Origin of the sequence: Flavobacterium cyanobacteriorum (assembly GCF_002251835.1) — a bacterium.
Taxonomy (GTDB): domain Bacteria; phylum Bacteroidota; class Bacteroidia; order Flavobacteriales; family Flavobacteriaceae; genus Flavobacterium; species Flavobacterium cyanobacteriorum.
In genome coordinates this window covers 1-11,246 of the sequence record NZ_NOXV01000162.1, presented here as the reverse complement: position 1 = coordinate 11,246, position 11,246 = coordinate 1, and the positions used below count along the sequence as shown (strand labels likewise).

Here is an 11,246-nt window from a genome sequence, read left to right as displayed (position 1 = left end):
TAGCAGGAAAAAGGCCGGTATAAATGCCCGAATGTGATGCTCCTGAAAATAAAAATCCTGATTTGCGTGAGGTTTTTATTATTTTCTAAGTGTGTGAAGCCGGGCTACATATTTGCCTACGACATCAAACTCCAGGTTTACTCTTGTGCCGGCTTTGAAGTCTTTAAAATTGGTATGCTCATATGTATAAGGAATTATAGCAACACTAAATTCATTTTCCCCGGAGTTTACGACCGTGAGGCTTACACCATTTACAGTTATCGATCCTTTTTCAATAGTAATATTATTATAAGCCGGGTCATATATAAAAGTATAGTACCAGCTGCCGTTTTCCTCTGTTATTGATTTACAGATGCCGGTCTGGTCTACATGGCCCTGTACAATATGCCCGTCGAGCCGGTCGCCCAACTTCATGGCACGCTCGAGGTTGACCCTGTCGCCCGGCTGCCAGTCAGCAAGATTGGTTTTATCAAGGGTTTCTTTAATAGCTGTTACAGTGTAATTGTTGTTGTTAATATCTACTACCGTGAGGCAAACGCCGTTGTGCGCGACGCTTTGGTCTATTTTGAGTTCGCGGGTAATAGCAGAAGCAAGAGTAATGTGCCGGTTAGTGCCTTCCTCTCTTATATTTTTGATGGTGCCCAGTGTTTCAATAATTCCTGTAAACATCCTATTATTTTACTAAATTTGTACATCAAAAGTAGCAATAAAAGCCATCATGACAAAAAAAGCGGAAAATGTGATTGTGGGTATCTCCATTGGTGACCTTAACGGCATAGGGAGCGAGATTATACTGAAAACCTTTGAAGATACAAGGATGCTTGAGTTTTGTACACCCGTTATTTTCGCAAATGTAAAGTTGTTGTCGTTTATCAAAAAAGCACTTAACTTAAATGCTGTTAACCTGCACGGTATTGATAGCCTTGAGCAGTTGGTTATTGGTAAAATTAATGTACTAAACCTCTGGCGAGATAATGTTACAGTTGAGTTTGGCAAGAATGATGATGGGGCTGGCCAATTTGCCATCAGGTCCTTTAGGAAAGCAACTGACGCACTAAAGCAGAAAAAGATTGATGTACTGGTTACGGCGCCTATCAATAAATATAACATACAGTCAGATGAGTTTAAATTTCCGGGGCATACGGATTATCTTGACCGTGAATTGGAAGGCGATGCCCTGATGCTGATGGTGCAGGATGACCTCAGAGTGGGCCTGCTTACTGATCATATACCGGTGAGCGAGGTTTCAGGGCATCTTAATGAAGCGCTGATCAGGAAAAAGCTGCTTACGGTAAACAAAGCCCTGAAACAGGATTTCAGGATAAATAAACCTAGAATAGCCGTATTAGGCATAAATCCGCATAGTGGTGATAACGGTGTGATAGGCAGGGAAGATGATGAAGTGCTGAAACCTGCGCTGAAGAAACTTTTTGAAGAGGGAGTGCTTGTTTTCGGGCCTTTTTCTGCCGACAGCTTTTTTGGCAGCGGGCAGTATGAAAAGTATGATGCCGTAATTGCGGCTTACCATGACCAGGGCCTGATACCTTTCAAGACGCTTTCGTTTGGCAAAGGAGTTAACTATACGGCAGGGCTTGAGGCGGTGAGGACATCGCCTGACCATGGCACGGCATTTGAAATTGCGGGTAAAGGCGTAGCCGATTTCAACTCTTTCAAGGAATCAGTTTATCTGGCCCTTGATATTTACCACAATCGTGCAGAACATAGCGAAATCACTAAAAATCCCTTAAAAATCAGGGAAAAGCAGTTGTAAACAAAAAAAAGTTTATATCTGCTTTGAAATTATAATAATTTTATATCTTTGCACGCTCCAAAACCGTTGTAACAAAATGAGTAGCAGTGCTTAATGTGTAACTAACAGTTGAAGAGCCTTAATCATACTGGAAAATGAAAGTGGACAAAGAATTTTTAATCCCGTTTGCCGGGTTAAAACAAGGAAAGCACCAGTTTGAGTTTCAGATTAATAAAACGTTCTTTGATGACTTTGAATTTGACGAGTTTAATGGCGTCAATGTAAAAGTCAGCCTTGTTTTAGACAAAAAGAGCACAATGCTTGAATTGTTCTTTAAGCATAAAGGTACAGTAAATGTACCCTGCGATATTTCCAATGAGGATTTTGATTTGCCAATAAAAGGCAGCCTTGGCCTTATAGTGAAATTTGGCGATGCTTTTAACAATGATAATGATGAGATGCTGATATTGCCCCACGGGGAATACCAGGTTGATGTGGCGCAGTATATCTATGAAATGATAATATTGTCAGTCCCTACAAAAAGGGTACACCCCGGCATTAAAGACGGCACGCTTGACCCGTCAATAATGCGGAGGCTCAACGAGCTGGCTCCTAAAGAAGAACACAAAGAAGAAGAAGAAAATAATACTGATCCCCGCTGGGACGAATTAAAAAAACTATTAACGGATAAATAATATAGTACAATGGCACATCCTAAGAGAAAAACCTCGAAAACCAGAAGAGACAAAAGAAGAACACATTATAAGGCGTCTGTGCCCCAAATCGCTACCTGCCCGGTAACCGGCGAAGCACACCTGTACCACAGGGCTTACTGGCATGAAGGTAAAATGTATTACAGGGGCCAGGTTGTTATTGACAAGCAGGAAGCTGTTGCTTAATTGTCCTTTTACAATAGAGAAAACTCTCACGCAGTGAGAGTTTTTTTGTTAAGTAACAACTGTTTTTTAAATAAAGGCAACTATTTTCAGTGCATTTTATAATTTTTTTGTAATTTCCACCACTTTTCAGGCCATCTGGCGCTGAATGGAAAATTTTTTATCCTTATGAGTAAAATAACAGCCGCCATTACTGCCGTAGGCGCTTATGTTCCCGATTTTGTACTGTCAAACAAAGTACTCGAAACAATGGTAGATACCAATGATGAATGGATTACTACACGCACAGGTATAAAAGAAAGGCGAATACTAAAAGATAAAGATAAAGGGACTTCATATCTTGCCATTAAGGCAGCACAGGATCTGATTGACAAGGCCGGTATAGACCCCAAAGATATCGATTGCGTGCTGCTGGCTACTACCACACCTGATATGCCTGTAGCCGCTACAGCAGTATATGTAGCTACAGAGATAGGCGCGGTTAATGCTTTTGCTTTTGATATTCAGGCAGCCTGCTCCAGTTTCCTCTATGGAATGTCTGCCGCCTCTGCTTATATTGAAACGGGCAGGTACAGGAAAGTACTCCTTATTGGTGCCGATAAAATGTCATCTATTATTGACTATACCGACAGGGCCACCTGCATCATTTTTGGCGATGGCGCCGGTGCCGTGCTTTTTGAGCCTAATACTGAAGGCCTTGGTTTACAGGATGAAATATTAAGGAGTGACGGCGTAGGCCGCGAATTCCTTAAAATTGAAGCCGGTGGGTCATTGCTGCCGGCATCTGCAGAAACCGTAGCCAACAGGCAGCATTATGTTTTCCAGGATGGTAAAACAGTTTTTAAATATGCAGTTTCCAATATGGCCGACATTAGTGAAAGGATAATGCAGAAAAACAATCTTACCAACGAAGATGTCAACTGGCTGGTATCGCACCAGGCAAATAAAAGGATTATCGATGCCACATCACAGCGTATGGGTCTTGATGAATCAAAAGTATTAGTCAATATCGAACGTTACGGCAATACCACATCGGCTACGCTCCCTTTGCTCCTATATGATTTTGAGCATCTTTTCAGGAAAGGGGATAACCTGATTTTCGCATCTTTCGGGGGCGGATTTACCTGGGGTTCAGCTTACCTGAAATGGGCTTACGATAAAAGATAACAAACTAAACAAAACAAAACTCGCAATTATGGATATCAGAGAAATTCAAAACCTAATCAAATTTGTGGCAAAATCCGGTGCTACAGAAGTTAAGCTGGAAATGGATGATTTCAAGATCACCATCAGGACCACTGCAGAAGGCGGATCACCTGAAACAGCTTATATTCAGCATGTTCCTGTAAGCCAGCCGGTTCAGCAGCCTGTTATTCCGTCTGCGCCATCTGCGCCGTCAGCTCCGGCTGCACCACAAACCCCGGCAGCAACAGGAGAAGACACATCAAAATATATAACTATAAAATCTCCTATCATCGGCACACTATACAGGAAACCATCGCCAGATAAGGCTCCGTTTGTTGAAGTGGGCAGCACTATATCTAAAGGTGACGTGGTTTGTGTTATCGAGGCCATGAAGCTGTTCAACGAAATTGAATCAGAAGTATCAGGTAAAATTGTGAAGGTTTTGGTGGACGATGCCTCTCCGGTAGAGTTTGACCAGCCCCTGTTCCTGGTTGACCCATCATAGTTGAAATTTTAAATACAGGATTGAATGTAGATTTACAGCATTCAGAGAATTTAAAATTTAAAATTCATAATTTAAAATTTCATAAGAGGATGTTTAAAAAAATACTAATTGCCAACAGGGGAGAGATTGCACTCCGTGTAATACGCACCTGCAGGGAGATGGGGATAAAAACCGTAGCAGTGTATTCCACTGCTGATGCGGAAAGCTTGCACGTGAAATTCGCTGACGAGGCTGTATGCATAGGCCCACCGCCAAGCAACCTGTCTTACCTTAAAATGTCGAATATTATTGCAGCAGCCGAAATAACCAACGCTGACGCGATACACCCGGGATATGGGTTTTTATCTGAAAATGCCAAATTTTCAAAAATATGCGGTGAGCACGGGATTAAATTTATAGGCGCGTCGCCTGAGATGATAGAAAAAATGGGCGATAAGGCTACGGCCAAGGCAACTATGAAAGCAGCCGGAGTTCCATGTGTACCCGGTTCTGACGGGCTTTTGGAATCATATGAGCATGCCGCTAAACTTGCCCAGGAATTTGGTTACCCTGTAATGCTCAAGGCTACTGCCGGAGGCGGAGGCAAAGGTATGCGGGCTGTGTGGAAAGAGGAAGACCTGCAAAAAGCATGGGAAAGCGCCAAACAGGAAGCTGCTGCCGCTTTTGGTAATGATGGTATGTATATGGAGAAGCTTATTGAAGAGCCACGCCACATTGAAATTCAGGTTGTAGGCGATTCATTTGGGAAAGCGTGCCACCTTTCTGAGCGTGACTGTTCAGTGCAGCGCCGCCACCAGAAACTGACAGAAGAAACACCATCACCGTTCATGACAGATGAGCTTCGCCATAAAATGGGTGAGGCTGCTGTAAAGGCTGCCGAATTCATTAAATATGAAGGTGCCGGCACTGTAGAATTCCTTGTAGATAAGCACAGGAACTTTTACTTCATGGAAATGAATACCCGTATCCAGGTAGAACACCCTATTACAGAACAGGTAATTGATTATGACCTTATACGCGAACAGATACTGGTTGCTGCCGGTGTGCCAATTTCGGGTAAAAACTACCTGCCGCAGCTGCATTCTATAGAATGCCGTATCAATGCGGAAGACCCTTATAACGATTTCAGGCCTTCACCAGGCAGGATTACGACCCTGCACATGCCCGGAGGCCATGGCGTAAGGCTTGATACCCACGTGTATTCAGGCTACACTATCCCGCCAAACTATGACTCCATGATAGCTAAACTTATAACTACTGCCCAAACCCGGGAAGAAGCTATTAACAAAATGAAGCGCGCGCTTGATGAGTTTGTGATAGAAGGTATCAAAACCACGATACCTTTTCACAGGCAGCTGATGGATGAGCCGGATTATGTGGCCGGGAACTATACTACGAAGTTCATGGAAAGTTTTAAGATGAAAGACCCTTCATAACAAAAAGTCCCGCTACGGCGGGATTTTTTTATATCCGGTTGTTTGCCATTAGCTTAAAAAGTTGTACCTATGCTACATCTAAACAACAATATAATGGACACAATCAAAAAAATTTTCGGCATCATGCTGGCCTTCGCTTTGTTTACAATTAATGCTGTGGCACAGGATAAAGCGGCTGAAGGCGCCAAGGCTGTTACAGCCAATATGAAAGAGCAGCTTTCGCTGAACGACAGCCAGTACACCAAGGTATATGCTATAAACCAGGATTTCCTGAAGAAGGCGATGGAAAACAAAACCACTGCTAAAACCAGGATTGAAAAAGCAAAACGGCTAAAAGCTTTAGACGAAGAAAGGGATGCCAAGCTGAAATCGGTGCTTACTGAAGAACAGTTCAAAATTTTTGTAGCTAACAAAGCTGAGAACAGAAAGAAGATAAGGCAATATTTCCAGGAAAAAGCAGAAGAGCAGGGCATGTAATATACCATTCCTTCCGGCAGGAGGCTAATCCCGGTCTATGCTGCGCCCGGAACTTTTGTTTTCTTATCTACTGGCATTGCCCTGAATCTAAAGCGACTATACCGAACTTAAATTTTGGGTTACTCCATCAGTATTTTGTCGCAGGCTGGCAAAGAGTCGCCAGGTAAAAGATGGCCGGCATTAGTGGTTGCCTGTTTTAATAAAAGATCAATGGCCCAGATGGCCATAATAAGGACAGCTTACTAAAACCCGGCCGGGAGGCACTATCGTTTTAGCCCAGCCCCGATAGAAGCGGCATCCTCCCTGCCGCCCGCTTTCGCGGCAGGGAGATAGAGCTGAAAGCGGGACGGAAGTATAGAGGGCTGCGCTAAGCCCACTGCTCCCAAATATTATACAATATTCAATAAAGCCTCCTTCGCGCGCCGGAGGTTTACACTATTGATATTTCTATTATTTTTGTAGCAATGCATCCTATTACCATACGAAAAGGCACCGCGGCAGATATGCCTGCCGTGCTGGGCCTCATAAAAGAACTGGCCATCTTTGAGAAAGAGCCTGGAGCTGTTGTTGTAACAGCAGGTGACCTCATACGCGATGGTTTTGGAACTGAGCCGCAATTCTATACCTTCGTTGCCGAACAAAATGGTGAAATTATCGGCATGGCTTTGTTTTATTACCGCTACTCTACCTGGAAAGGCCGCACCATACACCTGGAAGACCTTATAGTCAAAGAAAGCCGGCGCGGTACAGGTGCCGGGAGCGCGCTTTATAAAGAAGTAATAAAATTTGCCAAAAAAGAAGGCGTGCGCCGCGTGGAATGGGTGGTGCTCAACTGGAATACCCATGCTATAGCGTTTTATGAACGGTCAGGGGCACGCATTATGGATGACTGGCGCACGGTGCAGATGGACGAAAACGGGATGGCCCAATTTACATTTAACATTTGATATGAAAGTATTTAAGTTTGGAGGGGCATCGGTTAAGGATGCCGGTGGTATTAAGAACGTATATGATGTCCTGCAAAAAGTAGGGCATGATGATGTGCTGCTGGTCATATCGGCTATGGGAAAAACCACTAATGCCCTTGAGGTGGTGGTGAAGGATTATTTTGACAAGTCAGCAGGGTTGCAATCATCAGTACAGGAAGTAAAAAAATACCACAACCAGATTTTGATGGACCTGTTTGAGGAAGAAAACCATGCGGTTTTTGCCGCGGTAAACAAAATATTTACCGATATGGAGCAGTTCCTCAGGCAGAACAAGTCGCCGAATTATAATTTTGTGTACGACCAGGTGGTAAGCTATGGCGAAATCATATCAACAACCATTGTGAGCCATTATTTTAACTACCGCGGGCTGAAAAACCAGTGGATAGATGTGCGCGAACTGGTAAAGACTGACAATACCTACAGGGATGCCGTAGTTAACTGGGAGCTTACACAAAAGAACATATCCAAAAATGTAAAGAAAAAAAACCTGAACATTACGCAGGGCTTTCTGGGCAGTGACGAAAATAACTTTACCACTACACTGGGCCGGGAAGGGTCAGACTATACCGCAGCTATTTTTGCCTATTGCCTCAATGCCGAAAGCGTCACGATTTGGAAAGATGTGCCCGGGGTACTGAATGCTGACCCACGCTATTTTGACAATGCCATACTGCTCCACCAGATATCTTATCGCGAAGCCATTGAACTGGCATTTTATGGCGCCACCGTGATACACCCAAAAACGCTGCAGCCTTTGCAGCGCAAAGAAATTCCGCTGTATGTAAAATCATTCCTAAACCCTTTACTGCCGGGCACCTGTGTGAGCAAAGGGGCCGACCTTGAGCCGCAAACGCCATGTTTTATCGTAAAGAAGAACCAGTTGCTGGTGTCCCTGTCTTCCCTTGATTTTTCATTTATCATGGAAGAGAACATCAGCGAGATATTTGCCCTGCTACACAAGTACAGGATGAAGGTGCACCTTATACAAAATTCAGCTATCAGTTTTTCGGTTTGTGCTGATGATAAGTTTGGCAACTTCCATGCGCTGAAGGCGCTGCTTTCAAAAAAGTTCAAGGTCACCTATAACGAAAACGTATCGTTGTATACCATACGCCATTTCAATGACAAATCCGCCGGCACTGTTACTAAGAACAAAGAGGTGCTGGTAAGGCAGGTAAGCCGCGAAACGATGCAGATTGTAACACGGGACCTGCAATAAAATAATGCCAACGTCTCATGTGATTTGCGAAGTGGTTTGCATTTTACAAATCGCTTTGTTGTCGGACAGTCCCGGAGGGCTGGCCGGGGGCAAATCGCCTGGGCAGTTGTGCGGGAAGCCTGTAGGGATTTCCGCACAACGTTTTGCCGCTTTGCGAAGGCGGGGATTTTCAGCACAAAACTTCAATAGAAGTACAAAACTTGAATTTAGCACTTCACTTTCATAGAAACACGAAACCCCCGCTTTTACAAAACGGCTGTTACAAGCTGCACTTAACTCTAAATTTATACTAATCATACCAATATCCTTTTTCTATGGTATAGCCTGCTTTTTTGAACGCTTTTACTAATTCATCGGCTAGGTATTCATTCTCTCGAAGTGTTGTAAAATGGGTTCGAAACAAGTCTAATTCTCCTGTGGTGATTTTATAATTCCCGTCGTCAAAATATTCGGATTGGGTTACAAATACCTTTTCAGGAGCAGATTCAAAGAAGATTCCGATGTCTTTGGTTACGGCTGTGATGTCTTTTAACGCTACTTCCTGTTTGTATAAATAATACCCATTCACATTAGTAAAATAGTTTTTAGTAGTATAAACTAAGGTGTCATTTTTAATAGTAAGTTCGATTACTTCAAGGGTGTCAATAGCCATTTGTAATAATCCTATTTCATTACCTAAACTGTCCACTTCTTTATGAACCATTTGCCTGGCTTCGTTTTCTTGTTGCAAAGTTTTTTGCAGGAGCTGGGTGATGGTGTTGGTTTGGGCGGAAATACTATTGGCTAGGAATGTAGCCAATAGTATTAATATGAATTTTGATTTTTTCATTTTTACAAAAAATCAAATAAACCAAGCAGCAATTAGTATGTAATCGAATCTTTGGCTAGTTGGCCCGGGAATAGGACAGCCCAAACCAACTACTTGACCCGGAAAAGTATTGTAAATGCGGCTTTCGGTTCTTGGTCTGTTATTATACATCCATCTCACTTCTATTGTTACACCAACTTTTTTATCATTGCTTTTATTCCTTAGACTTAAGTAGGGAACGCCAAATGTTCCGCAAGGGTTGCCAGCAATAATTTCAACATAGTTTCTTGCCTCTTCAAATGTTCCATCTCCTTCTACAAAAGAATTTCTTTTACTATTTTCAATTTCTATGAAATCGGGCTGTTCTTTTTCTTGGTTGTCCATTTTTTATGAATTAAAAAGTTTGTTTATTCTCTTTTGCCCCGCTCAATTTTGCAAGGTGCATGATGGCTTTGATTACTCGTTTTGCATTTTCTTCATTGGTATAGTAGAATGTTATATCCTCCCTCTCCTTAATTTCTTTTTTTGACCATTGTTCATCTCCATTCTCAATTGGTACATGTATAGATTTATTTTTGAGAGAAAGTTTAATTAAAAACGCATTGGTCCAGCCCTTATACTTTTCTATTTTAGTTATTTCTTCATATAAAATATCTTTAATCAAAACGCTAACTATCCATGGGTTATGCGTTCCATCTGTACCTACTACATTTGTATAAAACCTCAATGAATCAGTAGTTATTTCTTCCAGTTTAAAAATAACTTGTACATTACCTTCGTTTTTAAAAGACATGGAACTAAGAGATTTTCCGTTTATATTTAACCACTCAATTGTTTCCTCCCTTGTTTGAGAAAATGTGCTATTAGCTAAGAGAATAGCGAAGAGTAGGAATGTGTTTTTTAGCATTCTCATAATTTACTTTTATTAATTTCCAAAAGGGTCTTCTTTTTTTAGGAGTTCTTGAAGGTGTTTGATTGCTTTTATAAAGTTTTCTTTTTTTGAAGAAATAACGTATAATGAAAGTCCTGAATAAGATTGATTATTATTAGAATTAATAAATTCTACATCAAAATTGATGGAAACTTGTGTAAGATTTGATGTGGTATCTGAAAGTTCCAAGTCTACGCTCTTAATGGCAATCCAAGGCACATTTACTATGCTACTTCCCGTATTTGTTCTATGTGGCTCACCATTAGCAATAAAATTAGCGAAGCTTTTCGTTTCAATATGGTTAATACTGTGTAATCGCTGTTCAATAATTTCATAACTTCTGGCACGATTTTTTCTTCCATCTTCAAATGTACCTTTACTAATTTTTAAAATGTCATCTATATACTTTACAGTTTCTTCTTTTGTTTGGGCGAAAGTACTATTGGCTAATAGTATAGCTAACAGAATGAGTGTTTGTTTAAATTTTTTCATTTAACATAGATATTAATGGTGAGTAAACATAAGAATCTCATCATTATGAGTTTCACAAATTCCTGCACTTTCAATACTCACAATATCATTTTCTAATATATAGTATCGAGTGTCAATTGCTATACAAACTTGCTTTCTATTAGGCGACCAGTTACCATACACTTTACCTTTGTAATATTTTAGTAAACTCTTTCTAACGTAATTGGTATTTGTTAGTAATGAGCAATTATCTGGTTCTTCATTCATATCTTGAATAAAGGTAATATCTATTTTATTTTCCATTGTTTTATTCTTTATTTGTGTAAAAGGTTATATCTTTTAATCTTAGTTGTGAAATAATATTTACTATTTTCTCAACTTTTTTCTGCCGTATTTCTTGATTAAATTTAATTATGTCTAAAGCCAGACCGCCAGCATCTGTGTAATCAGAAAGAGATTCACCTACCATTGAAGAAAAACTTTTAAATTTCAATGAAACCCCTAGTTCTTCTATTCTTTTGATAAGTTTTTCATTTAAGTACACGACAAAAATTGTATTAAATTAATTTCCAGCTTATT

The 11,246-nt window shown here is 41.0% G+C and carries 16 protein-coding genes; 9 read left to right on the top strand and 7 right to left on the bottom strand.

Features of this window, described 5'->3' with window-relative positions; genetic code table 11:
* Positions 1–78 precede the first annotated feature (78 nt).
* A complete protein-coding gene (locus CHU92_RS02770) occupies positions 79–669 on the bottom strand; it encodes a riboflavin synthase (RefSeq protein WP_094412374.1) in 591 nt (196 codons plus the stop codon).
* A 49-nt stretch (positions 670–718) separates the two neighbouring features.
* On the opposite strand from CHU92_RS02770, the gene pdxA reads away from it, so the two are divergent.
* From pdxA to CHU92_RS02725, 9 genes are all read left to right on the top strand, one after another.
* A complete protein-coding gene (pdxA, locus tag CHU92_RS02765) occupies positions 719–1,771 on the top strand; it encodes a 4-hydroxythreonine-4-phosphate dehydrogenase PdxA (protein ID WP_094412372.1) in 1,053 nt (350 codons plus the stop codon).
* A gap of 134 nt (positions 1,772–1,905) precedes the next feature.
* Positions 1,906–2,445, top strand: coding sequence for a YceD family protein (locus CHU92_RS02760; RefSeq protein WP_094412370.1), 540 nt, complete (start codon positions 1,906–1,908; stop codon positions 2,443–2,445).
* A 9-nt stretch (positions 2,446–2,454) separates the two neighbouring features.
* The gene (rpmF, locus tag CHU92_RS02755; RefSeq protein WP_082482157.1) at positions 2,455–2,649 is read left to right on the top strand and encodes a 50S ribosomal protein L32; all 195 of its coding nucleotides are present in this window, start codon (positions 2,455–2,457) and stop codon (positions 2,647–2,649) included.
* A gap of 165 nt (positions 2,650–2,814) precedes the next feature.
* Positions 2,815–3,813, top strand: coding sequence for a beta-ketoacyl-ACP synthase III (locus tag CHU92_RS02750; protein ID WP_094412368.1), 999 nt, complete (start codon positions 2,815–2,817; stop codon positions 3,811–3,813).
* Between the two features lie 28 nt (positions 3,814–3,841).
* Complete coding sequence (accB, locus tag CHU92_RS02745) at positions 3,842–4,336, top strand: acetyl-CoA carboxylase biotin carboxyl carrier protein (RefSeq protein WP_094412366.1); 495 nt, start codon at positions 3,842–3,844, stop codon at positions 4,334–4,336.
* Positions 4,337–4,425: 89 nt separating this feature from the next.
* Positions 4,426–5,772 carry an acetyl-CoA carboxylase biotin carboxylase subunit gene (gene accC / locus CHU92_RS02740; RefSeq protein WP_094412364.1) on the top strand — a complete coding sequence of 449 codons (1,347 nt, stop codon included), beginning with the start codon at positions 4,426–4,428 and terminating at the stop codon, positions 5,770–5,772.
* 93 nt (positions 5,773–5,865) lie between these two features.
* On the top strand, positions 5,866–6,249 hold the full coding sequence (locus CHU92_RS02735; protein ID WP_129582993.1) for a hypothetical protein: 384 nt from the start codon (positions 5,866–5,868) through the stop codon (positions 6,247–6,249).
* 473 nt (positions 6,250–6,722) lie between these two features.
* Positions 6,723–7,196, top strand: a complete 474-nt coding sequence (locus CHU92_RS02730; protein WP_394335725.1) for a GNAT family N-acetyltransferase — start codon at positions 6,723–6,725, stop codon at positions 7,194–7,196.
* Between the two features lies 1 nt (position 7,197).
* Positions 7,198–8,457 (top strand): aspartate kinase, encoded by a 1,260-nt coding sequence (locus CHU92_RS02725; RefSeq protein WP_094412358.1) that lies wholly within the window; start codon positions 7,198–7,200, stop codon positions 8,455–8,457.
* Positions 8,458–8,746: 289 nt separating this feature from the next.
* Here CHU92_RS02725 and CHU92_RS02715 read toward each other — a convergent pair whose 3' ends face one another.
* From CHU92_RS02715 to CHU92_RS02690, 6 genes are read right to left on the bottom strand one after another with little or no spacing between them, the layout of a single operon-like run.
* Positions 8,747–9,256: a hypothetical protein gene (locus tag CHU92_RS02715; RefSeq protein WP_129582992.1), complete on the bottom strand. Its 510-nt coding sequence runs from the start codon at positions 9,254–9,256 to the stop codon at positions 8,747–8,749.
* 42 nt (positions 9,257–9,298) lie between these two features.
* Positions 9,299–9,649: a hypothetical protein gene (locus CHU92_RS02710; RefSeq protein WP_094412352.1), complete on the bottom strand. Its 351-nt coding sequence runs from the start codon at positions 9,647–9,649 to the stop codon at positions 9,299–9,301.
* A gap of 10 nt (positions 9,650–9,659) precedes the next feature.
* Positions 9,660–10,178, bottom strand: a complete 519-nt coding sequence (locus CHU92_RS02705) for a hypothetical protein (RefSeq protein WP_094412350.1) — start codon at positions 10,176–10,178, stop codon at positions 9,660–9,662.
* Between the two features lie 12 nt (positions 10,179–10,190).
* The gene (locus CHU92_RS02700; RefSeq protein WP_094412348.1) at positions 10,191–10,688 is read right to left on the bottom strand and encodes a hypothetical protein; all 498 of its coding nucleotides are present in this window, start codon (positions 10,686–10,688) and stop codon (positions 10,191–10,193) included.
* A gap of 12 nt (positions 10,689–10,700) precedes the next feature.
* Complete coding sequence (locus CHU92_RS02695) at positions 10,701–10,970, bottom strand: hypothetical protein (protein WP_094412346.1); 270 nt, start codon at positions 10,968–10,970, stop codon at positions 10,701–10,703.
* Between the two features lie 4 nt (positions 10,971–10,974).
* Positions 10,975–11,211: a hypothetical protein gene (locus CHU92_RS02690; protein ID WP_094412344.1), complete on the bottom strand. Its 237-nt coding sequence runs from the start codon at positions 11,209–11,211 to the stop codon at positions 10,975–10,977.
* Positions 11,212–11,246: the final 35 nt, after the last annotated feature.